At 69.1% G+C, this 25,106-nt stretch carries 22 protein-coding genes; 12 read left to right on the plus strand and 10 right to left on the minus strand.

Translation table 11 applies throughout. The features are described 5' to 3' along the window. Positions 1-3: 3 nt before the first annotated feature. The 4 genes from ACOKR1_RS02160 to ACOKR1_RS02175 form a co-directional block, all read right to left on the minus strand. Positions 4-441: a cupredoxin domain-containing protein gene (locus ACOKR1_RS02160; protein ID WP_422935135.1), complete on the minus strand. Its 438-nt coding sequence runs from the start codon at positions 439-441 to the stop codon at positions 4-6. Between the two features lie 73 nt (positions 442-514). Next, on the minus strand, positions 515-1,249 hold the full coding sequence (locus tag ACOKR1_RS02165) for a class F sortase (RefSeq protein WP_422935136.1): 735 nt from the start codon (positions 1,247-1,249) through the stop codon (positions 515-517). Between the two features lie 182 nt (positions 1,250-1,431). Then, on the minus strand, positions 1,432-1,629 hold the full coding sequence (locus tag ACOKR1_RS02170) for a hypothetical protein (RefSeq protein ID WP_422935137.1): 198 nt from the start codon (positions 1,627-1,629) through the stop codon (positions 1,432-1,434). A 534-nt stretch (positions 1,630-2,163) separates the two neighbouring features. Further along, positions 2,164-2,757, minus strand: a complete 594-nt coding sequence (locus tag ACOKR1_RS02175) for a hypothetical protein (RefSeq protein ID WP_422935138.1) — start codon at positions 2,755-2,757, stop codon at positions 2,164-2,166. Between the two features lie 771 nt (positions 2,758-3,528). Between ACOKR1_RS02175 and ACOKR1_RS02180 the strand changes: the two genes are divergently transcribed. From ACOKR1_RS02180 to ACOKR1_RS02190, 3 genes are all read left to right on the plus strand, one after another. Then, positions 3,529-3,672 (plus strand): hypothetical protein, encoded by a 144-nt coding sequence (locus ACOKR1_RS02180; protein ID WP_422935139.1) that lies wholly within the window; start codon positions 3,529-3,531, stop codon positions 3,670-3,672. Between the two features lie 392 nt (positions 3,673-4,064). Continuing rightward, complete coding sequence (locus ACOKR1_RS02185; protein WP_422935140.1) at positions 4,065-4,580, plus strand: hypothetical protein; 516 nt, start codon at positions 4,065-4,067, stop codon at positions 4,578-4,580. Positions 4,581-5,110: 530 nt separating this feature from the next. Further along, positions 5,111-5,620 (plus strand): hypothetical protein, encoded by a 510-nt coding sequence (locus ACOKR1_RS02190; protein WP_422935141.1) that lies wholly within the window; start codon positions 5,111-5,113, stop codon positions 5,618-5,620. 65 nt (positions 5,621-5,685) lie between these two features. On the opposite strand, the gene ACOKR1_RS02195 is transcribed toward ACOKR1_RS02190, so the two are convergent. Both ACOKR1_RS02195 and ACOKR1_RS02200 read right to left on the minus strand, forming a co-directional pair. Further along, a complete protein-coding gene (locus ACOKR1_RS02195; protein WP_422935142.1) occupies positions 5,686-7,008 on the minus strand; it encodes a helix-turn-helix domain-containing protein in 1,323 nt (440 codons plus the stop codon). Positions 7,009-7,251: 243 nt separating this feature from the next. After that, on the minus strand, positions 7,252-7,773 hold the full coding sequence (locus ACOKR1_RS02200) for a MarR family winged helix-turn-helix transcriptional regulator (protein WP_422935143.1): 522 nt from the start codon (positions 7,771-7,773) through the stop codon (positions 7,252-7,254). Positions 7,774-7,798: 25 nt separating this feature from the next. Here ACOKR1_RS02200 and ACOKR1_RS02205 point away from each other — a divergent pair, with 25 nt between their 5' ends. Both ACOKR1_RS02205 and ACOKR1_RS02210 read left to right on the plus strand, forming a co-directional pair. Beyond that, positions 7,799-9,187 carry a hypothetical protein gene (locus tag ACOKR1_RS02205; RefSeq protein WP_422935144.1) on the plus strand — a complete coding sequence of 463 codons (1,389 nt, stop codon included), beginning with the start codon at positions 7,799-7,801 and terminating at the stop codon, positions 9,185-9,187. Between the two features lie 408 nt (positions 9,188-9,595). Continuing rightward, positions 9,596-10,075, plus strand: coding sequence for a DUF6069 family protein (locus tag ACOKR1_RS02210; RefSeq protein ID WP_422935145.1), 480 nt, complete (start codon positions 9,596-9,598; stop codon positions 10,073-10,075). Between the two features lie 322 nt (positions 10,076-10,397). Here the strand turns inward: ACOKR1_RS02210 and ACOKR1_RS02215 are convergent, their stop codons facing one another. From ACOKR1_RS02215 to ACOKR1_RS02230, 4 genes are all read right to left on the minus strand, one after another. Then, a complete protein-coding gene (locus ACOKR1_RS02215) occupies positions 10,398-11,177 on the minus strand; it encodes an aminotransferase class IV (RefSeq protein ID WP_422935146.1) in 780 nt (259 codons plus the stop codon). 800 nt (positions 11,178-11,977) lie between these two features. Next, complete coding sequence (locus ACOKR1_RS02220) at positions 11,978-13,075, minus strand: LacI family DNA-binding transcriptional regulator (protein ID WP_422935147.1); 1,098 nt, start codon at positions 13,073-13,075, stop codon at positions 11,978-11,980. A 4-nt stretch (positions 13,076-13,079) separates the two neighbouring features. Next, on the minus strand, positions 13,080-14,720 hold the full coding sequence (locus tag ACOKR1_RS02225; protein WP_422935148.1) for a fucose isomerase: 1,641 nt from the start codon (positions 14,718-14,720) through the stop codon (positions 13,080-13,082). Positions 14,721-14,770: 50 nt separating this feature from the next. Further along, the gene (locus tag ACOKR1_RS02230) at positions 14,771-16,270 is read right to left on the minus strand and encodes an FGGY-family carbohydrate kinase (RefSeq protein WP_422935149.1); all 1,500 of its coding nucleotides are present in this window, start codon (positions 16,268-16,270) and stop codon (positions 14,771-14,773) included. Between the two features lie 410 nt (positions 16,271-16,680). On the opposite strand from ACOKR1_RS02230, the gene ACOKR1_RS02235 reads away from it, so the two are divergent. The 7 genes from ACOKR1_RS02235 (at position 16,681) to ACOKR1_RS02265 (ending at position 24,967) form a co-directional block, all read left to right on the plus strand. Continuing rightward, the gene (locus tag ACOKR1_RS02235) at positions 16,681-17,775 is read left to right on the plus strand and encodes a glycoside hydrolase family 172 protein (RefSeq protein WP_422935150.1); all 1,095 of its coding nucleotides are present in this window, start codon (positions 16,681-16,683) and stop codon (positions 17,773-17,775) included. A 10-nt stretch (positions 17,776-17,785) separates the two neighbouring features. Beyond that, positions 17,786-18,571, plus strand: a complete 786-nt coding sequence (locus tag ACOKR1_RS02240) for an SDR family NAD(P)-dependent oxidoreductase (RefSeq protein ID WP_422935151.1) — start codon at positions 17,786-17,788, stop codon at positions 18,569-18,571. A gap of 197 nt (positions 18,572-18,768) precedes the next feature. Then, complete coding sequence (locus ACOKR1_RS02245; RefSeq protein WP_422935152.1) at positions 18,769-20,169, plus strand: ABC transporter substrate-binding protein; 1,401 nt, start codon at positions 18,769-18,771, stop codon at positions 20,167-20,169. Next, positions 20,169-21,128, plus strand: a complete 960-nt coding sequence (locus ACOKR1_RS02250; protein WP_422935153.1) for a carbohydrate ABC transporter permease — start codon at positions 20,169-20,171, stop codon at positions 21,126-21,128. Before ACOKR1_RS02245 ends, ACOKR1_RS02250 begins: the two co-directional genes overlap by 1 nt. 91 nt (positions 21,129-21,219) lie before the next feature. After that, positions 21,220-22,005, plus strand: coding sequence for a carbohydrate ABC transporter permease (locus ACOKR1_RS02255; protein ID WP_422935154.1), 786 nt, complete (start codon positions 21,220-21,222; stop codon positions 22,003-22,005). Between the two features lie 254 nt (positions 22,006-22,259). Beyond that, entirely contained in the window at positions 22,260-22,490 is a 231-nt protein-coding gene (locus ACOKR1_RS02260) for a hypothetical protein (protein WP_422935155.1), read from the plus strand. Between the two features lie 305 nt (positions 22,491-22,795). Then, positions 22,796-24,967 carry a hypothetical protein gene (locus ACOKR1_RS02265; RefSeq protein ID WP_422935156.1) on the plus strand — a complete coding sequence of 724 codons (2,172 nt, stop codon included), beginning with the start codon at positions 22,796-22,798 and terminating at the stop codon, positions 24,965-24,967. Positions 24,968-25,106: the final 139 nt, after the last annotated feature.

The raw sequence follows: 25,106 nt of genomic DNA on the forward strand, positions 1-25,106 counted from the left end.
GGCCTACTTCACGGTCAAGGTGCCGTGCATGTTGGAGTGGTACTGGCAGTGGTAGGCGTATGTGCCGGGCTTGGCGGGGGCGGTGAAGGTTACGGTCTGCCCGGGCGCTGCGGTGACGGTGAAGGAGCCGTCGTTGGCGGTCAGGGTGTGGGCCTCGGAGTCCATGTTCATCACCGTCACGCTCGCCCCCGGGGCCACTGGACCGGGGTCGGAGTAGGCGAAGGCCTTGATGTGGACCGTCGCGGCGGCGACGCTGCCTACCGCGGTGGGGGCGCCCATGGCCATGCCCGGGTCCATCGATGCCCCAGTTGTGGCGGGAGAGCTGGAGGCGCCCGAGGGGGTGCCGGTGGTGGGGCCCGAGCAGCCGGCGGCACCCAGGGCCGCGGCGCCTGCGAGGGCTAGGGCCGCCAGGGCTCTGCGCGGGGAGTGGGTTCGGTTCATGGTGGTGTGCCTTCCGGGATTGGCTGGAGGTCCCGAGCGTGCCACACGGCTCGGGGTGCTTGGTCGGCGGTGCTCAGGTGGGGTGGCTGGAGACGAGGTGGGCGTAGACGACGGTGTTGTCCAGGTACTGGCCGGTGCCCGGGTCGTAGCCGCCGCAGGTGATCAGGCGCAGCTCGGCCCGGTCGGCGTTGCGGTAGACCTCCACGGTGGGGAAGCCGGACTTGTGGTAGACGTCGACCCTGTCCACGGCGAACACCGCGGCGGTGCGGTCCGCGCGCACGATGGTGACCTCCGCGCCGGGGGCGAGTTCGTGGAGGCGGTAGAACACCCCGACGGGGGTGCCGATCGCGTTGACGTGCCCGAGGATCACCGCGGACCCTGCGACCCCGGGGGCCACCGAGCCGGTGTACCAGCCGGCCGGGGACCCGGGTGCCCCGGGCGGGACGGCGACTTCCCCGTCGGGCTGCCGGCCGAGCTGGATCAGGGGGGTGTCCACGGCGATCGAGGGTGCCTGGAGGTTGATCGGATCCGAGGCGGGCAGGACCTGCCCGGACGGAGCGGGGGGCGCCGCGGCCGGGTTCGGCTGGCCCGCCTGGGTGCTGGCCCCTCCGGTGGCCGTGGGAGGGACGGATGCCGGTGGGGAGGCCGGAGCCGCCGAGGCGGTGGCGGCCGGTGCCTGGCCGGCGGCGGGGTCGCCGTCGGCCAGGCCGAGGCCGATCCCGGCCAGCCCGCCGGCCAAGAGCAGCGCGGCGGCCGCGGACGCCGCGGTGGCGCGCGAGCGGCTGCCGGTGCTGCTGCCTCCGGTCATCGGATTGGTCTCCTCAGGCCGCCGGGCGCGCTCAGGCCTTGGCGGCCACACGCCGGCGGATCGCGTACGCGGCCCCGGCCGCGGCGAGCAGGCCGGCTCCTGCGGCGACCAGTGCCGTATCGGGGCCCTGCTGCTGGGCTGGGTGGCGATCCCGGTGCCGGGGGCGCCGGCGGGCATCGCGGTCAAGGTCCCGCACAGGGCCGGGAGGTCGCGGCGAGGGGAAGGGAGGGCACGAGGTCGCTGGGCTCGCTCTGAGCCGCCGCCGGTAGGGTCGCGGGGTCGAGGCCGTGGACGACGACGACGGCGGTGCCGGACTTGAGTGAGGCCAGGGTCTTGTCGTCAAGGGTGATGGTGCGCTGGTAGGTGAAGGAGGAACCCATCCCCGCCACGGACAGGTCGGTGCCTGCGGCAGGGCTGGTGTCCCCGCTGGTGGAGAGGGTGGTGCCGATGCCGCCGTAGAACGGGCGCCCTCGGTGGTGCTGATTACGCCGTCGCCGCTGGTGTCAGCGGAGGGGCCGGGGCAGGTGCCCTTGGCGCCGATGTGGATGTGCTGGACGTGCGGGTAGGGCTTGCCGTTGAACGTCGCGGCCAGGCCGGTGACCTTCTCGGTCACGGTGGCCTGGTTCCCGTTCAGGGTGATCATCGCGGTGCCGGAGGCGTTGGAGCCGTTGATTGAGGCCAGATTCGCCTGGTAGGTGGTGCCGTCGGCCGCCAGGGCCGGGCCCATGGACAGGGCCAGTGCCCCGAGGGCGAGGGCTGGGGCGATCAGGAGGGCAGACTTCTTCATGATGGATTCTCCTTCGAGAGCTCGTTCCGCGTCTCCGGATGCCGGAGGCGCCGGTCGCCGGGCCCAGGAGCAGTCCGACACGGAACATTCGGTGCGGGGGCGGTGCGCGGATTGGTCCGGCTGGTCTTCACTCGCTCCAGCAGGCCAGCACGTCGGTGGCGATCTGGTAGGCCAGGGAAGGCCGGGAGATCCCCTCGGGCCCGACCGGCTCTCCCATTCCCGTGGCGTCCACGGTCAGGGTGAAGCTGTCCTTGGCGAAGACCACGGTACCCGTGCGGCTCTGGTAGCCCGGCAGGCCCAGGTTCGCGAGCCCTTCGATCGGGGCCGCCCCCACTGCCCGTGCGGCGTCCCGGGCCCCGGAGCGGGCGGCGGCCGGGTCTGCAGACTCCTCCACCGAGAGCACCAGGGACCCGCCGGGGAGGCGGTAGGTGCAGGTGTACTGGCCGTCCGCCCACCTCGGGGCCGGTGCCGGGGCCGCGGCCAGGGCCAGGATCTGGGCGATCCTGGCCCTGATCTCCTGCCCGCACACCATCGTCGCCGTCGCCGAGGGGCCGCCCGCGGACGCACCGGGGGACGGGGCCTGCGACGGTGCCGCGGCGGGCGAGGACGCAGCTGTGCCCGGGGCTGGTGCCGCGGCCGGAACTCCGCCCGCGGCGCAGCCGCTCAGCACCAGCACCGCGCCCGCCAGGGCCGCGGATCTGCGGATAAGCCTGTGCGCCATTCGTATCCTCCAAGGTCCCTGGTCCCGACGCCTCACGGTTCGGAGCCGAGGCCACGGCGGACTGGACACGGCTCCGGGCCGATCAGGAGTTCCGGGCCTCAGACCGCGGAACCCGGGGTGACTCGCCTCGGAGGGTCTGGAGACGGCCGCCCATCCAAGGGAGGGCAATCCGGCCGGGGCTTGGGTTCCGAATGGTCGGTGTCCGAGCGGGCCAGCGGCCGTCCGGCCGGACCGCCGTCCCAGCCGGCCGCCTCCACGAAGGAAGTGTGCCATGAGTGAACGACTCGCCACGGCGCGGCCCGCTTTGCGGGCCCTCCTGGCCGTGCTAGCCGGGCTTGTCCTAGCCACGGGCGGGGTCGCCGCGACGGCCTTCGCCGCCGGATCCACCGTCCTGCCGGTCTCCAGCGCCACGACCCCGGCCTGGACCGGCGGGCAGACCGTGACCATCCAGTACCCCCAGGACTACTTCTGCGACACCAGTGTGGCCGCCTCGACCCGTCCGGATGCGAAGTCGGCACTCCCGCGAACCGGGGCCCGGTCGCGAACCCGGACCGCTCGGTGCTCTACGTCCTCGTCCCGCTCTTCGCCAACCCGTCCCCAGCCCCGATGTGCGCCGTGGCGAGCTGCCCCAACCACCCCCTCGATATCGACCTGTCCCGGATCGCCGGCGCCCTGGGGCCTCTCGGGCGCTGTCGCCTCGGTGCCGCTTCCTGCCCACAGCCACATCCTGACGGACCGGCGGGCGGATGGTGGCAGGTCAAGGTCGTCGCCGTGGCCACCCAGACGGCATGGGCCCAGCTCGCGGCGGGCAAGTCCCAGTCCACAATGGATGCCCTGCTCGCGACTCCCGGCAGCGGCGTCATCGGACCTGTGCCGACCAACCTGTACCTGTTCTTCAACGTCGTGGGGCGGTGACCGCCATGACCCTGAACACCCTGGTCCTGGGCTCCGGCGCGGGCGCCATCAGCCAGCGGCCCGCAGTGGGCTGCCTGCCCTGGCGGCCCTGGCCGGGACCGCCGCGGTCGTCGCGGGCCTGCTCCTTCCCTGGCTGACGGTCTTCGCCGGCACCGCGCCCCTTGACGGGATCGCCGCAGGCGGGGCATCCTGGCCGGAATCGGAACCGGGGCCGGGCTGCTCGTCCTCCTCGCGCACCGCTACCGCTGGGCCGCGGGCCGCTGGCTGGCCCTCGGCGGCGCGGCCGTCGTCCTCGGCGGGGCCCTGTGGTCGGCCCGGGCCGTGGCCGAGTACGCAGCGGACCCGGCCCGGCCGCCGTACTGGCCTCCCCGGCCCCCGGCCCGGGGCCCTGGGTGCTCGCCGCTGGCGCCGCACTCGTCGCGGCGGCCTCGCTCGCCCCGGTCCCGGGCAGGGCGACACCCCCGGGGCTGGGGGCCAGGCTCGGCCTGGCCTCCACGGCATTCGCTGCAGGATGGGTCCACCTGCTGCTGGCGCCCGAGCACTGGGGGGAATCCGCCATCCTCGGCGTCGGCTTCCTCGGAGCAGGCCTGCTCCAGCTTGCCCTCGCGATCGCGATCGTCGCCCGCCCCACCCTGCCGGCGCACTTCGCGCTCGTGGTCCTGAACGTGGCCCTGGTCGTCATATGGCTCTACGCGGTGTTCGTGGGGCTCCCACTGGGAGAGGTCCACGACCACACGGCGGGGGGCTGGGTCGTGGGGGCCGGGGAGCCCATCACCCCGGCGGCTGCCGTGGCGAAGGCCGCCGAGATCGCCGGAGCCCTGTGGGCCGGGGCGATGGCATGCCGTGCTGCCCCGGCCGACGCGGCAGTCCGCAGGTCGCCTGATCGCCTTGGGGCCGCTGCTCGGTAGCCCGCAGGACACCTCGCCCCGCCGCCATCACCCGTCCGAGGACGCCGCAGAGGAATCCCCGAGCCCGAGCTTCGGGGCGGGATCGGCGATGCGGCGTACCTCGGCCTGACGGGTAGAGCCAGAGCTCCCGGGCTGGTCGCGCCGGCCGAACACGAAACCGATTCCGCTCGATGTCGCTCACCTCATCGTAAGCGGGGAAGCAGCCCGTCCCGGGCGCCGATGTGCACGGGGCCGCCTTCGCGACTGGTCCGGGATGCGCTGCGGCCCGGCAGCTTCACAGGGAGCCAGAGTGCTTCATCTCCTTCCGGACCCGGCCCCGAGCTCTTCCGCGCCCCCATCCCAGAAGACTGCCTGGACATGTCCGTCCCGCCGGCAGGGCATGATGCGGCGGTCCACCCGCCGACGCGGCCGGCCGGGCTGTCTCGGCCGTTGCGGATCCCCGGAGGGCGGCCCTATCCTAACGAATGGTCTCGGACGTCCCAGCCCAGCCGCGCGGGCACAGGAGCCTGCGCCCGAACCAGGAGCCACCGATGACCACCAGAACCAGCCTCTTGGGCGCCCTCGCCGCAGGCTGCCTCGCGGCCGCCTCCCTCGGCGCCGCCGCTGCGACCGCCGACGACGGCCACACCGTGACCTCCACGGTCACCGAGCACGGCACGTTCGGAGTCCCGAACGCGACCGACTTCTGCACGGGCGAGCCGATCTCCCCGACGATCACCGGGAACGAGGTCTTCCACGTCACCTTCTTCCCCAGCGGCGACGAGTTCTGGGGCACCAACACCACCGAGGGCACCGGCAGCTACGTCCAGCCCTCCACCGGGCTGGTCTTCTCAGGCCGTGTCACCGTCTGGGGCAACTTCAACCAGAACAGCAAGAACTCCAACAGCACCTTCACCGCCACGTTCAGCCTCACGGCCGTGGACTCCGCCGGGGCAACGCACACCGAGACCGGCCACATCACCGAGCACGTCGTCTTCAGCGCCGCCGACCCGACCACGCCGGCGGTGTTCTTCACAGACTTCAACGCCACCTGCAGCTGAGGGCCCAGCCACCCCGGACTGCGCCGCCGGAGCGGAGGACATGGCGGCCCCGGGCCGTCTGGGGATCATCCGTCCTGATTCGGATCGCGTCTGCCACGACGCCATTCGTTGCGCAGCCGTGCGGGGGCTCCAGCAGGTTCAGCCCCCGAACGCCGGACCCGGTGAGTGTTTTTGGAGATGGCGTCCTTCGCTGCACGGGCTCGTCGGATTAAGCCTGCTGCGGTGTAATGGCCGTAGGCCTCCCGCAGGAGGCAGACGGCCTGGGGCTGCCGGCCCGCGGCGGCCAGCGCGAGCCCGTGCAGGAACGCGGCCTCGCCCGCGGTGTGGTGGCCGAGGAGGTGCTGGCCGGCCATGACCGCCTCGAGGTGCTCCACGGCCTCGGCGTGTTGGCCTGTGAGGTGCAGCCAGTGGGCCCGGGTGAGCGTGACTTCGAGCCTTTCGACGCGGTTCGCGCCCACGATCGAGAAGGCTATCTCGGCGCGTTCGAGCGCGGCGAGGGTCTCGGGCTCGACGATGCCGCCCGCGAGGCGGCTGGCAGCCGAGGCCCTGTTGAAGCGGGCCCACAGGTTCAGGTCGTTGACCGGTGACAGGAGCCTCGCGGCGCGTTCGTGGTGCCGTGATCCTTCGTGCGCGTCGCCGCGCATGAACGCCACGTTGCCGATCGTCCAGGCGGCTTCCCCCGCCGCCTGGCCCAGGGATTCGTCAGCGACGCGATCGGCCAGGGTCCGGCAAAGGCCCCAGGCCTGATCGAGGCGTCCGCTCTCGGCGAGGGCGGCTATGAGCGAGTTGAGCGCCGCGATGGCGATCGGCGAGTCGGGGGGCAGTGGAGCGCTAGCCTTGAAGGCCTCCCGGGCATGGGCGAGGGCCTCGGTCAGGCGTCCCAAGCCCAGGCAGAGTGCTGCGAGCATCTGGCGCGAGCGGACAGTGAGGGCACACGACCGCTCGGTGAACCGATGCATGAGGAGGTCTCCGGCTATGGCGCGGGCTTCGGCGAGCTGGTCCTGCTTCATCAGTGATTCGGCCCGGAGGTAGGTCGAGTCCCACCAAGCGGTGTGGTTCCGCCCCGCGAGGGCGAGCTCGGCTGCGGCCGCGGCCTGGCGGGCGGCTTCGGGGTAGTCGCGCGCGTCCCAGGCCTGCCGGGCGCTCAGCCCCGCCAGGATGCACTCGGCCCCACCCCGGTCCGTGCGCCGATTCCATGGCCCCAAGGTCTCCGGGGCCATCTCGAGCTGGCGGGCAAGCTGGCGGATCACCTCCGGAGTGGGCTCCCTGCGTCCGAGTTCGAGAAGGGATATGTAGCTGGGGGGAAACTCGCCTCCGGACACCTGTGCCTGGTCCATCCCCCGGGCCAGGCGCTGGGCGCGCAGGCTGGCTCCGAAGCTGATGCCCATGGTGATGTCCTCTCTCGGGCAGGAACTGGGTCCCTCCACGATAGCCGCGCCTCCGAGGAAATGAAGCATGTGATTCACAAGATTATGGCAGGATTCTCCAAGCTTCGGCGGAGAGGCCGGGAGGCCCCTTCCCGCGCCTCGATACGGCTTTAGGCCCAGGCCTCTGCCATGGCCGCGCCCGTCCTCTGACTGTCTGGTCGAGGCAGACCCTCGGCCGCGTGGACACCCGGACGGCGGATGGTCTCAGGGGCCAGTCTGGGGGCCTCGATGATTGGAGGGATGCCGGGTCCCGGCGGATTTCGAGGCGGGTGGGACAAGGGGGTTCCCGATCGCCGCGAGGATGTCGCGCACGGTCTCGCGTGCCGCGGCAAGGCGGTCGGTGGGGATGCTGCGGAGCGCTTCGGCCCTTGGGCGGTCGCTTGCCGACCAGAGCCTTTGCAAGGTGTCGTGGCCGCTGCGGGTCAGGTGCATCAGCGGCGATCCCCGGTGCTCCGGGTTGGGGAGTGCCTGAACGTGGCCGACGGCTTCGAGCTGGTCCGTCGTGCGCTGCACGGCCTGGCGAGTGATGCCGAGTCTCCGTGCGATGGCGGGCACTGTGGCGTCGCCGCCTGAGAGGACGCTCATGGTATGCCATTGCGTGACGGTGACGCCGTGGGCGGCGGCGACGGAGTCGCTGCTGCGGCGGCTGAGCGCGGCCAGCTCGTACACGTCGGCCATGAGCAGCCGGTAGGCATTGACCCGGGCATGATCCTCTCTTGACAACATGTTGTCATTCTAGTGGGATGGTGGCATGACTGCCACCAAGCCCAGCGGCCTAGGCCGTGCCTCAGCGGTCCTTCTGGCGTTCGGATCGATTGCCGGTTCGGGGATCCTGAGTCTTCCGTCCGCGGTCTACGCGCAGTCGGGGTCCGGCTGCCTGCTGGTGTGGGCGGTCGCGGCGCTGCTGTGCCTGCCCATGCTGGTGATGTTCCGGGATGCGATGGGCCTCTCCGGCGGCGGCGATGCCGTCCAAGTCCTCGTCTCCCGGGGGCTTCGGCCGTGGGTGGGGGCTGCGATGCCCCTGATGTTCTTGTTCGTGGTGGTCGTCGGCCTTCCGACCGGCTGCGCGGTTGCGGGCCGGTACGTCGAACGTGGCCTCGGCTGGGGCGGCGGGGGTGCCGTCGTGGCCGGGGCGCTGCTGGCGCTGGCACTAGGGGCCAATCTCGCCGGCGCCCGGGCCGGCACACTCGTGCAGCTCGCCGGCGGTGCGGCGCTCGTGACCACCGGGCTGGTCCTGGTCGCGGCCGGGTCATGGGATGCGCCGCGCCCCCTCGACGTGGTCCCCTCCGGGGCGATCGGCGAGACGCTGCTGCCCGGGGTGCTGCTGGCGTTCTGGGCGTTCGTCGGATTCGAGAACCTCACCTTCCTCGGCCGGGACCTCGCCGACCCGCGCAGGCACTTCCTCCCCGTCAGCGCGGTGGCGCTGGGCCTGTACGGGGGCTTCGCGGTCGCCCTGACCCTGGCCGTGTCTGTGCGGGCCGACCAGCACTCGGTCGATCCGGTGGCCGGGCTGCTCGAGTTGGCCACCAGCCCTGCACTGCAGGGGCTCGTCGCCGTGGTAGCGGCAGCGGCGATGCTCATCAACGCCGCCGCCTGGGTCCGCGGAATCGACAGCCTCCTCGCCGGATCCAGCCGGAACGGCTCCTTGCCCCGCGTCTTCGGAGCCTCGGCCTGGGCGCGAACGGCACTGCTTGCCGCGCTCTTCACAGCCACGCTGGCGACCCTGGCCGCCGATCCCTCCCTGACCGTCGATGCCCTTGCAGCAAGCAGCGCGGTCTTCGTGCTCATCTACCTCGTCTGCATCGTCAGCTATGTACGATCCCATGGCCCCAGCGCCAGGACCGTAGCCAACCTCGCACTCGTCCCCGTCATGGCCGCAGCACTCGTCCAGTCCGGAACCCGCAGCGTGTACGGAATCCTCGTGGCCGCCGGCTGCCTGGCTTGGTCCCGAACCAGGGCCAGAAACGGCCCGGGGGGCTCGCCTAACCCGCAACGCAACCCATCTGAGGCCCTGTCTGGACCCCGACGGACACTCGCAGGTGCCGCGGCGCAGCGCCGGCGGGCTGTCAGTCCCCGTCCGAGTGGCCCTCAGGACCAGGAGGGTCCGAGGGCGCCGTACCGCGGGGTGCGGGAGCCGTAGCCGGCCCGGCCCTGTGCGGTCGGTGGCGACGCTCAGGCTCTCCGGGAGGTCAGTCAGGGCCCGGATGAGGCCGTCGGCGCCGGTGCGGGCAAGCCCGGTGACGCTTGCCTCTGCCAGCTGGATCCAGATGGTGGAGAGGTCCGGAAGGAGGCCGCGCCCGCGCTCGGTCAGCTCTACGACGGTGGCCCGCCTGTCCAGTGCGGACGGGGCCCTCGTCACCAGGCCCAGCGACTCGAGCCGACTGACGGCCGAGGTGATCGCGGGGCGGTTAGGGCGTGGGCCTGCTCGTAGTCCATGGGACCCCTTGCCAACGAATACTTAGACGCCTAAGTTTAACTCCGATGCTTAGGCGTCTAACTATATCCCCTACAAGAACCGCAGAATCCACTCAAGGCACCGGAGGCCACCATGGAAAAAACTCCCACCCCACGCCCCACGCGAGCAAGCATCCTGCGCGGGCGTCCCGTGCGCTCGATCGGCCTCATCGTCCTGGCGGCAGGCGGCGCGCTGGCCGCGTGGTCCATCGCCGTGCCCGTCCTGGGCTCCCAGCTGACGGTCTCCTTCGGCCCAGGCCTCGACCAGGCCGTGACCCCGGCCGCGGTCGCAGGCACGGCCGCCGGGGCGGGCCTGGCCGCCTGGGGCCTGCTCGCGGCGCTCACCCGGTCCAGCACCGGGAAGGGCCGGACCATCTGGAGGGCAATCGCCGTGACAGTGGCAATCCTGTCCCTGGCGGCACCGGTGAGCGCCGGGACCACCCTCGGGGTGAAGCTCGCCCTTGCACTCATGCACCTGATCGTCGCGGCGGTCCTGATCACGGGCCTGCCCCGCTCCGCAGCACCGGTCGTGAACCGACAGACCTCGTCGCCCACTCCAGCCGCCGGCCACTGAAGCAGAACGGCTGGCTCACGGTCCGGGGGGTGCACCTTCGGGCCGCAGCCGACGGACACGCCCAGCCGAGCAGGGCCGCCCCTGTGCCGAAGGAACCAGTGAACTGGACGCCAGTGGCCGTCGCGTCGAGCACCACCAATTCTTCCGCGGAGGCTCCGCCAACCTAGCCCAGATTCCGCCGGTGACCGCCGCGTTCACAGTGGACGCGGCCCCCGCTCCCTTTCCCGAGGACAATCGGCGTGATGCCCGAGGTTCAACGCCGTCCGTGCGGATGAACGCCTTCGGACCTGAAACCCGCCCCGGCCAACTCCCGGCGCGGTGGCTAGATGGGGTCGGCGGGTATCTGCCGGTAGATCTGCCCAAGTGTTGTCGCTGCCTCCGCCGAGGCTGTGAATTCCCTGCCCCCGATGCGGGCCACGGGGGTCACGCCTATGGAGTTCACCAGCACGGCTGCGGGGAAGCCCGACAGGTCGGCAAGGCTGACCTCGGCCCGTCGCGAGGCGAAGCCATATCGCCCGAGTGCGGGCTCGAGCAGCTGCCAGGTGATGCCCTCCAGGGCCGGGCCGTCGGGCCAGAAGACCTCGGAACCTCGGGTGAAGGCGATGTTCGCGATCGTCGACTCGCCGATCCGACCTGCGGGATCGACCAGGAGCGCGTCGTCGAAGCCCTCCGCCTGGGCGTCCCTCGCCAGCTGGATCTGGTGGAACGTGCCCGCATGCTTGATCTCCGGCAGCACCCGCGGCGAGGCGACGGGCACCAGGGCGACAGGGCGTGGGTCGGGTTCGATGGGCGGGCGCACGACGGTGAGGATTCGCGGGCGTCCGGGAGCGGTTTCGGTGACGCTGACCCTGAGGTAGGCGTCCGCATGCCCGAGGACCGCCTTGCGCATCAGCGACCTGACGCGCTCCGCATCGATTTCCGTTCCGTACAACCGGGAGTGCGCCGCGGCCATCCGCCGCAGGTGCAGGGCGATGCCGCGGGTCGCGCGGTCGCGGACCTGCATCGCCGTGAAATGCCCGTCGTTGGCCAGGGTGAAGGGCAGGAGCGCGTCGGTGTCCGGTTCGCGGCCATCGACCAGGACGGACAGGACGGAGTCGGTCATGCTCCGAGGCTACATCGGCCATGCATGCCCTGCTTGACGCTCGTTACGGAATCCCCGGAGCTTCTCGCCCGCACGCTTTGGCATCCCAAAGCCTCGGGGCAGGATGGGCTCGCCGCGGCCTACATGATTGAGCAGGTCGGCCGATTTGCTTCGGGATCTTGCCCGTGGGACCTGTCCGGCCGTGGATCGAGGTTGCGGGCCGTCACCAGGGCTGTCGGGTTCGTGAGGCCGGGCACGTGGCGTGGGGTCTCCAGCAACCGCCGACGCCGCCACCGCACCCTTGGCTGGCGCACCACAACTGACGAGCCCGCGACTGCCAGACTCTTCAGGCCGCGACCGGCGGCGCGATCCACAAAAGCGAGTGTCTACAGGACTTCACGCAGCCCACGAGGCGCTGGACGGACCGTGCCCTGCGGGTGCGATGGACCCCTCGGCGCGAGCAGGGCAACCGGTCCACCGGCTTCGCCGGTCGCAGCCGCCTGCGGACGGAGCGCCCCTAAGGCACCTGCGGCGGCACGCTGTCCGGCGTGCTCGGCACGGCGGATGCGCACTCGCTGGATGCTCTTCATGCTTCATTCCCGTTCACGCTGCCCTGTTCTTGCCCGCATCGGCATCAGGGGTCTGGCAGAGCTCGTTCGGAGCGGGAACCGGGAGCGGATTGGAAACGCGGCTCGGATCCCGGCCAGGGCGACACTCCGGTGGACGCGGGCACCGCCCACCAATGGGCGGATCCGGTAACGGGGAGAGGGCATGGTCGAGCAGGGACGGGCGGGCGATTGATCGGCACGGGGCACGCCGATTCAGGAGGCCTTTTCGCTGAAGGGGTCGGGGAGCTGGCGCTGCGAGCTGGCTCGAACGATGAGGGTCGTGGCCAAGGTGGTCTTGCGTCCGAACGGGGGGCCGTGGCCCTCGATCCTGCTCATGAGCAGCCGTGCCGCCTCGGCTCCGATGTCGTAGGCAGGCTGGGCGACGACCGAGACGGGCGGGTTGAGCAGGGGGGCCCAGGGGGCCTCGTCGAAGGTCACGACGCCGATGTCGGTGCCGAGGCGCAGCCCGCGTTCGGCGAGCTCGGCCAGGACGCCGAGGGCGAGGGTGGCGTTGGCGATGAAGAAGGAATCTGGCGGGGCGTCGGAGTCGAGCATGGCTGCCGCGGCGGCACGTCCTCCTTCGGTCTTGAAGGGCTGGTGGAGGATCTTCTCCTGGGCGGAGAGACCGCGCTCCCGGAGCGCGTCCTCATAGCCCTTGCGGCGTTCGACGGCGGTGCTTGCGTCCTCGGGCCCGGTGATGCAGGCCGGGCTCGCCCAGCCCTCGGCGAGGAGGTGCAGGGTGGCTTCTCTGGCGCTCAAGCGCGAGTCGACGAGCACGGAGTCGACGGCCTCGGTGAGCGTTCGGTCGATCACGATGCAGGGGATGGAGCCGTCCCGGAGGGCCGAGATGTCGGTCTGGGCGCTGTGCGGGGAGAGGATCACCCCGGCCACCTGGTCCTGGCCGGCGACCTGGAGGTAGTTTGCCTCCTTGGTCGGGTTCTCGTCTGCGTTGCAGAGCATGACGGAGTAGCCGGCCTTCTGAGCGACGTCCTCGACACCGCGGGCAACGGACGTGAAGAAGGGGTTCGTGATGTCGGAGATGATCAGGGCCCAGATCTTCGTGTGCCGGCGCCGGAGGCTGCGGGCCACCGTGTTGGGGCGGTAGCCGAGTTTCCGGGCCGCGGCCTGGACACGCTTCTTGAGCTCGGGGCTGACCGAGCCTGCCCCGTTCATGGCGCGCGAGACGGTCGCGACGGAGACTCCGGCCTCGGCCGCGACGTCCTGGATCCTGGGCGCCTTCATCGAGTGGCCCAGAGGCTCTCGAGGAGGGGCCGCCGCGGGGGCGTCCCCTCCCGGGACGGATGGCTTCATACTGCTATATTCCATCGATCTGGCCGCAGAGGTGCACCGTGACGCCGAGTTCGTCGAAGAAGGCGGCCTTGGCCAGGAGGGCGTCACGGGCTGTGGCCGGGTCGGGGGCGTAGACGACCTGGACGTGGTTGGCCTTGTGCCGGGCCATCAGCTGATCCCGTCCGACCCCGTGGAGGACGGCGTTCATGATGGGCCACTGCGGGTCGGTTGCGTCCAGTCGCCGCTGGGTCTCCTCAGCGGGCAGGTCGGCTACGTGCCCCAGGCCGAGGTCCACATGGAGCTCGCCGCCCATGATGAAGACCCGCGACCAGACGATCTGGCCCGGCTTGGAGATGCCCGAGAGGGTCCCGCCGCCCAGGGGGAAGAACATCGGCGGCTGGCGCATGCTGTACGACTTGGCATAGCCGCCGTTGTGGGAAGCGGGCACCGAACCGGAGATCTCGAAGACCCACACGAATTCGCCGTCGTAGTCCTCGCCCCAGCGGACATCGTGGAGCGTCGTCGCGGGGTCGAGGCCCATCGCGGTCCAGATCCTGTTCGTGACGAGGGCGTCTACCGCGACGCCTTCGTCCACTTCGTTGAAGTGGGGCAGGGCCTTCTCGGCGTAGAGCACCCGCGAGCCGTCCCGCGAGAGCACGGGCGGGCGCTGGACGTTGTTGAGCAGGCCTTCGGCGAGGTCGCTGGCCGGCACTGTGTCCTTGAGGCCCTGCTGGTACTGGATGCCGACCGCGTCCAGGCCGAAGTCGTCGGCGATGCGGACGGCCGCGATGTACATCTTGAGCTGGCTGAGGACCTGGGCCTCGGTGAGCTCGGTCGCCTCGTCGGCACCGAAATGGAAGACGAGCCCTGCGCGGTCGAGCCAGCCCTTGGCCTCGCCGGCCTCCTGTGCGGTCACCTTGCCCATCTCGGCGACGAGGGCGCTCTGCGAGAGGCGCTCCTTGTAGATCCCCAGCGGGTTGAGCAGTTCGTCGTCAATGATCGCGTTGTACATGCCCATGCAGCCCTCGTCGAAGACTCCGACGATGGCCTTGTCCGCCATGAGCTCGGCCGCGAGGGACCGGCCCAGGCGGACCTCTTCGGAGTCCTCCGGCAGGGGCGGGAGATTGCGAACGTGCGACTGGTCGTGCTCGATCGTGCCGGTTTCGAGCCAGCCCTTGAGGTTTGCCACCGCCCATTCGTCGGTGAAGTCCTCGCTCCAAAGCGCCGAGTACCGCACTCCGGCTTTCGTCAGGCTCCCCGCAAGGTTGAGCAGGCCGACTAGCCCCGGGAAGTCGCCTGCCCAGTTCGCGACCAGGAGGATCGGTCCCCGGTGGGTCCGCAGGCCGGGAAGGACGTGGTGGGAGTACTGCCAGACGGCCTCGACGACGACGAGCGGCGCCTCGGGCGGGATGCCCTTGAAGACCTCGATGCCGTGCCGCTGGCTGTCTATGAACCCGTGTCCCTTGACCTCGTCCACGGCGTGGGTGCGCTGGACGCCGTGGCCGAGCGCTTCGACGGCCGCGGCGAAGTCGGACTCGAGCCGGGCCTGGGTGGGCCAGCATTTGGTGTTGGCGCTCTGGCGCAGGTCTCCCGAGGCGACCGTGTAGACGGTGCGGGGGCGCGGTCCCGGCGAGGCCGGCAGTTCGGGGAAGGCATAGGGTGCCATGGTGCTCCTTTGCTCGTGGGGCTCGAGGGTTTGGTAGTGGGGATGGACGGTCAATCGGAGGCGGCCTGTCTGGCCGCGAGAGCGTGGGAGATCTCGGCTGTCGCCGCGTAGGACTCCTGGTAGAGCTGGAAGAGCTCGTCGTAGTGGGCGGAGGCGGCCGGGGAGGGCGTGACCTCGCCGGCAGGCGGGTTCCAGGCGGCGATGTCGGCTTCCACACCGACGGCTCGGGCCGCGAGGTACGCGGCGCCGTAGCTTGCGCCGATTGTCACCGAGGGGATGGTCTGGGGAAGGCCTGTGACGTCGCTGACGATCTGGGTCCAGAGGCCGCCCTGGGTGCCCCCGCCGACGGCGACCGCCCGGTCGATCTGCCCTCCCGCTTCCCACATCGCCGCGATGTTGTGCCTGACGCCGAGCGCGGTGGCCTCGAGGGCGGCCCGATAGAGGTCGCCGCGGCTGTGCGAGAGGGTCAGCCCGGCGATCAGGCCACGCGCGTGGGGGTCGTTGATGGGGGTCCGTTCGCCGGCGAAGTGGGGCAGGACGAGGAGGCCGCGGGACCCAGGCGGCGAGATGGCGGCCTCCGCCAGGAGCTCGGGATAGTCCGCCGATCCGAAGAGGTCCTTCATCCAGGCGGTGAGCGCCCCGGAGGTGGCGAGCCCGCCAGCCAGGCTCGAGGTTCCTTCGAAGGCTCCTGCCGTGCCCCAGAGGGTGGGCGAAGTAAGGCGCTGGGGGACGGTGTTCACGAGGAACATCGTGGAGCCGTACATGATCATGAGGTCGCCGACGTTCTGGGCGTCGGCGCTGACAGCTTCGCTCCAGGCGTCGATCGTGCCGGTGATCACGGGGATCCCGGCCGGGAGGCCGGTGGCCCGGGCGGCCTCGGGGGTCACTGCGCCCGCCGTTTCCTGCGGCCACGCGAGCCGGGGCAGGTCGATGCCGGGGGCGGCCTGCGCTGCCCAGGGCGTATGCCATTGCCCGGCGGAGGAGTCGTAGAGCGGGGCCGACTGGCTAGCTGAATGGTGGTCGAGCGCGTACTCGCCCGTGAGCCGATAGACGAGCCAGGAGCTCGGCATGAACAGCATCCGGGCCCTTGCGTAGGCCTCGGGTTCGTGCTCGGCCACCCACGCGATCTTCGGCCCCACTGCCTGGGTGGAGAGCGCCGAGCCGCAGCGGGCCACGATCTCCTCCGCGCCGAGGCGCTCGGTCATCGCCGCAATCTGCTCAGTGGCGCGCGTGTCCACGCCGTACAGGATCGCCCTGCGCACCGGTGCGCCGTCCGCGTCCGCGAGCAGGACGCACGGGCCCATCCCGCTGACCCCGACGGCCACGACCTCCGCCTCGGGGGCGCCAGCCGTGAGCTCACGGCTCAGGCCGACGAACTCCTCCCACCAGGTCCAGCCGTCCATCTCGACCTGGCCCGGAGCCGGGCGGTCGACCGAATGCGGCCTCACTGCCGTGCCCAGCAGGCGCCCGTCCGTGCCGACGAGCACGCCCTTGCTGCTGGAGGTACCGATGTCCACGGCCAGCACAGCCTGCCTCGATGACGACCGCATGAACGGTTCCTCCCTCTTCTCGGATCCGCCCCAGCGTGCGGTGGAGTACACGCTAGCCCGTTGGAAACGATTACTCAAGATTCGCGTCGTGGATGTCCCGAAGCGACCAGGAGGCCCGTCGGCACTGTTCCGGACACGCTGGCAGGCGAAAACCCGGTTGTCCCGGAAACCCCGTAGATCTTTGCAATCCGGGGGTTCTGCGCTCTGATCGAGTGGGGGCTTTACTTGTCGACGTGACCGAGGTTACGATGCGTGGCGTAGTCGAAATCGATTACATGACGAGTACAAGTTCTCCTCGTGGGACATCTCGCCGGCACTGGGGCGCAGCCCCGACACCTGGGGCGCCGCCCCGACCCGTGATCGTGGCCGCTGACCCAGCGGGCCGGAAGAAACCGAAGGACGCATCCGATATGAGCTTCGACGTGGGCAGGCTTGCCGCCCTGCGCGACGTGCACACCCGCTCCATCAGCCCCGAGAACTTCGGCGGGGCCAAAAGCGGGGGAGGGCGCGCGACCGAGGGAACGGGAGCCGCCTGCGCCGCCGGGCTCGGGCAGGGGTGGAAGGTCTCCCCGTCCGTGGACGTCGAGGCGCGCTCGGTCTTCGAGCTCGCCTCGATCGACGAGCCCGGCAGGATCACCCACATCTGGCTGACCACGCACCGCGACAACTGGCGCTCGCTCGTCCTTCGCGCCTACTGGGAAGGCGAGGACGCCCCGGCCATCGAGGTGCCGCTGGGGGACTTCTTCTGCAACGGCTGGGGGACCTTCGCCCAGGTCAGCTCCGCCATGATCGCGGCCAACCCGCACGGCGGATTCAACTCCTACTGGCCCATGCCCTTCCAGAAGTCGGCCCGGCTCACCGTCGAGAACCTCGCGGACCAGACCGCCACCGTGTACTACCAGATCACCTACGAGACGAACACCGACGTCGCCGGCAGTGGCTACCTCCACGCCCAGTACCGCCGCTCGAACCCCCTGCCTTCGAAAGCGACGCACCCGATCCTCACCGGCGTCGACGGCAAGGGCCACTACGTAGGAACCTACATGGCCTGGGGCGTCAACAGCCCCGGCTGGTGGGGCGAGGGAGAGATCAAGTTCTACATCGACGGCGACCTCGAGGAAGGCTTCCCGACCATCTGCGGGACCGGCACCGAGGACTATTTCGGCGGCGCGTGGAACTTCGACGTCCCGGGCCGCGGCTACACCGAATACAGCACCCCGTACCTCGGCATGCCGCAGGTCCTCAAGCCGGACGGGCTCTATAGGAGCCAGCAGCGGTTCGGGATGTACCGCTGGCACGTGGCCGATCCGATCCACTTCCACGAAAACCTGACGGTCGACATCCAAGCGCTCGGCTGGAAAGCAGGGCACCGCTACCGGCTGCTGCAGGACGACATCTCGTCGGTGGCCCTGTTCTACCTCGACCGCCCCACAGCCAATCGCCCCGAGTTCCCCAGCGCTGAGGATCTCGAGGTCGCAGGCGAACCCATGGAACCGATGTCCTGAGGGGACCAACGTGCAGACAGCATTGAGGGAAAAGATGTCGCTGAGCGGACGGCTCTCGGTCGTCACCGGCGGCGCCAAGGGTCTGGGCTTCGCGATGGGCGAGGCATTGGCCGAAGCCGGGTCCGCCGTCGTCGTCTGTGATATCGACGCCGAGGCCGGCACGGCCGCGGCAGAGGCGATCTGCAGCCGGCACGGTGTGGACGCACGGTTCGTCGCCGTCGACGTGACCTCCGAACGCGGCGTCTCGGACGCGGTCCGCGAGATCGAAGACGGCGCCGGCCCGATCGACGTCCTCGTGAACAATGCGGGGATCGTCCTCCACGGCGCGCTGACGGACTCGACCTATGAGCAGTGGCGAGAGGTGATGTCCGTCAACCTCGACGGAGTGTTCCTGATGTCCCGGGAGGTGGGGCGCCGCATGGTCTCCCGCGGATCCGGCAGCATCATCAACATCTCCTCCATGTCGGGGATGATCGCCAACGTCCCGCAGGCGCAGGCCTCGTACAACGCCTCGAAGGCCGGGGTCATCATGCTCACCAAGAGCGCGGCGGTCGAGTGGGCCGGCTCGGGCGTGCGGGTGAACAGCATCGCCCCTGGCTACATGAAGACGGCCTTGACGGAGCCATTCTTCGACGCCGGCGGCGACCAGATCGAAACCTGGATGCGCATGACCCCCATGGGCCGGCCGGGGACTCCCGATGAGCTCGGAGCGGCCGCGGTGTTCCTGGCCTCGGAAGCGTCGTCATTCATGACGGGAAGCATTCTGAACATCGACGGCGGCTACACCGCTGTCTGAACAGGAGGAGAGAGGGCCGGACCAGTCCGGCAAACGAGAAGATCCACAGACTGCAACCAAGTCCATCGGCCGCGCCCGAAGCCGCCCGGCATTGCCCGGGCATCCGAACGGCAGCGCGCCCGATGCCGAATCCGGTCCCATCAGCTGAAGCAGCTGATCGCCGAAAAATCTGTCCCGCGTTCCAATGGAGGTGCGTTATGAAATCCGAACTACCCGATGTTGACCCTTCCCCCGGGCGACCACCCGCATCCAGGAGCCTCGACCGCCGTCGGTTCCTCCAGATCGGTGCAGGCGTCGCCGCCCTCGGTGCCGCGGCGCCGCTCCTGAGCTCCTGCGGAGTCGGAGCCGCTTCGAGCGGGGGCGGCTCCGCCAAAGAACTGTCCTTCTGGAACTTCTACGGGCCTGCCCCTGACAGCAACCCGCAAAGCCAATGGTTCGTCAAGCTCGCGGAAGACTGGAACAAGACCCACGACGTCAAGGTCAAGCTCCGCTACATTCCCAACGCAGACTACATCTCGGGGAACACCCTCCAGACCGCCTTCGCCAGCGGCAGCGGGCCCGACATCTTCCTGCTCAGCCCGGGCGACTTCCTCCGCTACTACAACGGCGGAGTGCTCCAGGACCTCACCGGCAAGATCGGCGCCGACGCGGTCGCCGACTTCCTGCCCGGCACCTTGGACACGCGGAAGGTCGACAACAAGATCTTCGCCGTCCCCATGGAGAGCGAGCCCCTCGCGATGTACTACTCTAAGGCGGCGTTCAAGGAGATCGGCCTGACGGATGCAGATGTCCCCAAGACCTGGGACGAGCTCCTCAGCGTGGCCAAGAAGCTGACCACGAGCAAGCGCTTCGGCGTCTCCTTCGAAACGACGCCCGGCTTCTACCAGAACTTCACCTGGTACCCGTTCATGTGGCAGGGTAACGGCGCTCCGGTCGGCCCGGACGGGAAGGGAGCCTTCGACTCCCAGCCGGTCAAGAACGCCCTCAAGCTCTGGGGCGATTCCATCGGCAGCGGCGTTGCCCCGAAGAAGTTCCTCGGAACCGGCGGCGGCGACGCCCCGGCCAACCTCGGCAGCGGCTACGTGGCCATGCAGCAGACCGGCATCTGGTCGATCGCCGACCTGAAGCAGAAGACGCCCGACTTCGAATACGGCCTCTTCCCTCTTCCGGTTCCCGCGGGCGGCAAGCCGACCAGCGTCATGGGCGGTTGGGCGTTCTGCGCCAACGCGAAGGGCGGCAACCCCAGCGCTGCTGCCGAGTTTATCGCGTGGGCCCTCGCGTCCACCGACGCGGACAGCGTCGAGCGCGGCAGGACCTGGAACACGGTCGTCAAGACCAACATCCCCGTCCGCAAGTCGGTCACGACCGCCGCAGACGCCAAGGGCGCGTTCGCCGATCCGAACATGAAGTTCTTCGTCGACAAGGTCGCTCCGACCGGTCGCGGCGAGCCGCGGTACCCACCGGAGGTCATCAAGGCCATCTCGGACGCCATCCAGGCAACACAGCTGGGCGGCCAGAGCGCGGCCTCCGCCGCGGGAACCGCCGCGGCGACCATCAACACGTACCTCTCGTCCTACAACGGAGCTCCGATCCTCTAGTGGCACCGAACACCCTGTCTGTACGGCCGCCGCTGGCCAAGCGTCCCCGAAACGGGACGCTGGGCCAGCGGCGCCGCCGCCGCGAAGCCCTCGCCGGGCTGCTGTTCGTCCTCCCGGACGGCCTCGGGCTGACCATCTTCGTCGGCCTGCCCATGCTGCTCGCCCTCGCTGTCGCTTTCTTCAAGGTCGACGGCTTCGGCAACTACACCTTCGTCGGCACCGCCAACTTCGAACGCATGGGCCACGATGCCCTGCTCTGGAAGAGCCTCGGTGTCACCGGAACCATGGTCCTGGTCTTCGTCCCGGTGACCTTCTTCGTCGCCTTGGCACTCGCAGTGCTCGTCAAGGACAAATTCCCGGGTGTGGGCGCAGTGCGGGCCATCCTGTTCCTGCCGAACGTGCTCAGCCTCGTCGTCATCGGCGTCCTGTGGCAGTTCATGCTCGTGGACAAGCAGGGCATCATCCCCCAGCTGAGTGCACCGTTCGGCCTGGGCGAACTGTCCTGGCTTGGAACCCCTCAGCTTGCGCTGGCCACCCTCATCGCAGTGAGCGTCTGGTTCACCATGGGGTACCAGATGTTCCTGTTCTTGGGCGGCCTCACCGATATCCCTCAGGAGTACCACGACGCCGCCAAGGTCGACGGGGCCTCCGCATGGCAGAGATTCTGGCGGATCACGTGGCCGCTGCTGGCCCCTACGAGCTTCTTCGTGGTCGTGACTTCGATGGTCGCCGCCGTGACGGGCGTCCAGGCCTTCGACCTCGTGTACATCCTGACCAAGGGCGGCCCCGCCAACTCCACCTCCACTGTTGTCTTCTACATCTACCAGCAGGCCTTCAACTTCGGGGACTACGGCTATGCCGCAGCCATCACGACCCTGACGGTCGTCTTCCTGCTGGTCGCCACCATCATCATGCTGAAACTGACGAGGGGCGGCCGATTCAATGCCGACGCCGACTGAAACACGGGTCCAGCCCAAGCCGCTGACCATCCTCCACTCCACCCGACCGGCGCCCGGACGCAGGCACAGCCCCGCCAGACGGTCCACGATCGTGAGATCCGTCCTCGCCTGGGTCTCGGCCCTCGTGACGATGTTCCCGATCCTGTGGCTTGTCCTCGGGGCCTTCAAGCCTGCCGGCGCGACGTTCGCCGTCGGCCTGCCGTCCTCGTTGACCCTCGAGAACATCCGGTATGTCCTGACCGAGGTGCCCTTCCCGCAGTACCTGCTCAACAGCGCGATCGTCTCGGTCGCCGTCACCGTCGCGGCGCTCCTCTTCCATTCGATGGCGGCCTATGCGCTCGCGCGGCTGCGGTTCCCCGGAAGGGACCTCAGCTTCACCCTCATGCTCTCCACGATGCTCGTCTCCATGCCGGTGATCCTCGTCCCGCTGTTCCTGATCGTGAAGCAGCTCGGACTGGTCGACAGCTTCGGGGGCCTGATCCTCCCGGCGATCTTCAACGCCTTCGGCATCTTCCTGCTCCGCCAGTACTACCTGAACATCCCCAAGGAGCTCGAGGAAGCCGCCGAGCTCGATGGGTGCGGCTACCCGCGGCTCTACTGGAACGTCGTCCTCCCGCTCAGCCGACCGATCCTGGCCTCGCTGGCCGTGCTGTTCTTCCTCGCCAACTGGAATTCGTTCCTCTGGCCCCTGACCATCACGCGAACGCCAAGCCTCGACGTCATCCAGCTGGGGATCTCCGGTCTGCAGGGACAGTACTCGTCCTCCTGGAACATCATCCTGGCCGGCTCTGTGCTCGCCGCCATCCCCACCATCGTCGTCTTCCTCGTGGGGCAGCGATGGCTCATCGACTCGCTCAAGACATCCGGCATGAAGTAAGGGGCCCTCGCCCTGACAACGCCTGGGAGGCGTCGGTCCCGATTACGTGACGGCCAAGCCCTGTCCCTCGGCTCGGCCACACCACCCGAGGGCACTGCCGGCGCGTTGGCGCCGTCCCTGTCCTCGGGTCGCTGATCCGTCCGGAAATCGTCTCCGCGCCCAGACCCTCGTGCGGCGCCCGCCAGAGCGCGCCCAGTCCCACGCTGGCCGCCACCATTTCATGAAGCCTTTCCCAAGAGAGCACAGAACCCCCGATGACTCAAGACATTCCGTTTGCCCTCCGAATCACCGCAGAGAGCCAGGCCGGCCTCGATGCCGCCCTCGGCGAGGCCGTCGAACGGGCGATCGGCCATGCACTCGCGGGCAGGTCGCACGGTGTCCTGGTTACCCGGCACGGCCGCGACTCTTACACGGTGGAGGTCACCGACGAGGTCCCCTTCGGCTTCACCCAAGAACGCGACCACTACACCCGAACCCCGATCTGAACGATCCTCCGCCAGGATCGGACCTGTGGCGCTGACCTCGCCCGTGACCTCGCGATTGACGAGTCGCACGTCTGGGCCGTCAGCTCAACAGCTAAGAGGCCGGCAACGGCGTCGCCAACGTCCGACCGGCTGCTCGGCTAGGAGGCCTCCACTGTCTCCTCCGCACCGATCCGGTTCGGCCGGCTGCAAACGATTTCAAATCCTCCTCTAACAGCGACCGAAATCATCATTGACCACCCAAAATTGTCGCAATATGCTCTGTGAAATCGATTACATCGGAGTAATCAACGAAAGGGCAAGTGAGCATGAGAACCCACAAGGTCAGGCTGGCAGCGATAGCCGCGACCGCGCTCCTGGGCGCGGGCCTAGTTTCGACGGGAGTGGCGCTGCGGGCGGCCGCGAGCGTTAGCCCGCCCGAAGGAACCTTTTTCGCCACGAAGTCCGAGGAGGAGAGTTCCACCATCCAGACCCAGAGCGACGGTGACCTCTGGGCGTCGTGTTGGGCCGACGACGGCAACCTCTACGCAGCCAACGGCGACGGCAAGGGCTTCAGCCTGGGCGGGGTCTCCTCCGACGTCTCCGTCAGCAAGCTCATCGGAGGCCCGACGAACATCACCGGTTCGACGGTCTCCCAGGGCGACGCCGTGGGCCAGGTGTGGACCGCCGGCGGGAACTACACGCGCAAGCCGACCGGCATGGTCTGTGTCAACGGGACCATGTATCTCGCCGTGCAGGATCTCAACAAGTCGTTCAACGACGCCCCCGCGGCGACCATCGCGAAGTCGACCGACCACGGCGCGACATGGACGTGGGACCACAGCGCGCCTATGTTCTCGAACCACGTGTTCACGACGATGTTCTTCGCGGACTTCGGGCAGAACAACGCCAACGCGCCGGACGGGTACGTGTACGTCTACGGGCTGGACTACAACTGGAGGACTTCGTTCGACCACACCGTGCCGGATCCCGTGGACCTGTATCTGGCCCGCGTGCCGAACACGAGCATCCAGGACCGGTCGACGTGGCAGTTCTACACGGGAATGTCGGGCAGCGCCGCCACATGGTCCTCGGACATCAACGCGAAGCAGGCGGTACTGCACGACGACCGGCGCATCTACACGACAATGCTGGGCGCTGGAGTCAACAATCTGACCGTTCTCGCGCAGGGCGGGGTGCTGTATGACAAGCCGCTGAACCGCTACATCTACTCGTCGTGGACGGAGTACACGCACGAGTTCTACGAGTCCCCCACCCCCTACGGCCCCTGGTCCCACTTCAAGACCAAAGACTTCGGCGGCTACCCGTGGACCCAGACCAAGAACGGCGGCTACGCGACGACCATCCCGTCGAAGTTCCTCAGTGCCGACGGCCTGACCATGTATCTGCAGTCGAACGTCTGCCCGTGCGGTGGCGGCGGGACGAGCGTCTACAACTTCGCGCTGCGCAAGCTGACCCTGACCACGGCGCCGACGGCGCCTGCGACCAACGGCATGAGCAATACGACGAACCTCGCGCAGGTTCCAGGCACGGTGCCGATCGAGCGCGTCGCGCACTTCGGGAACAACACGTTCTACAACGACGGGAACTACGGAAACTCGGAAGACGACTGGAACAACGAAGTCAAGGGCACCGACGCGAGCTGGTGGGGCTACACGTGGCCGCGGCAGTACACGATGAATCAGCTCATGTACACGACCGGCAGCATGTTCCCGGACGGTGGCTGGTTCGCTTCCGGCCTGCGGGTCCAGATCAGGCACCTCAACACCTGGAGTGATGTCACCGGCAGCTGGAGCACCCCTGGCTATCCGTTCAGCAGCGCGGGAGGGAACAACGCCAGCTACATCTTCACCTTCGACCCGGTCGCCGGAGACGGCATCCGGATCGTCGGCACGCCGGGCGGGACCTCTACATTCACCTCGGTGGGGGAGCTCACTGTGCATTACGCCGGCAACTACTCCGTCGGCGGGGCGATCCTGACCGAGTACAACAATGTCGGCGGTTCCACCGGCTTCCTGGGCGCGGCGATCACCGACGAGACATCGACGCCGAACTCACCGTGGGGCAGCGGCCGGTACAACCATTTCCAGAAGGATGGCTCGATCTACTGGACCGCTGCAACGGGCGCCCATGAAGTGCATGGTGCGATCCACGACAAATGGGCGACGCTCGGCTGGGAGCAGGCGATGGGGTTCCCGACGACCGACGAGACGGGAACCCCAGACGGCATCGGCCGCTACAACGCGTTCCAGACCGGGTCGATCTACTGGACGCCCTCAACCGGCGCCCATGACGTCCGCGGAGTGATCCGTGACAAATGGGCCTCCCTCGGTTACGAGCGGAGCGTGCTGGGCTATCCGATCTCGGACGAGCTCAACGACCCGGTGGGCAAGCGGAGCAACTTCCAGAACGGGTACATCATCTTCAACGCCTCAACGGGCGTGGCGACCGCCTATTACAACAACGGCACCCCGGTCTAAGGCCACACCCGGCCACTGAAGGATCAGGCGCGTGGGAGCACGGCTCCCATGCGCCTGATCCCGGTGCGGCGACAATATCAACCACCCCGGGACGAACGGAGTGTGCCCGACCGAGAACTAGCCACCGTTCATCGGCTCC

The organism is Sinomonas sp. P47F7 (assembly GCF_049332655.1).
Classification (GTDB): Bacteria; Actinomycetota; Actinomycetes; order Actinomycetales; family Micrococcaceae; genus Sinomonas.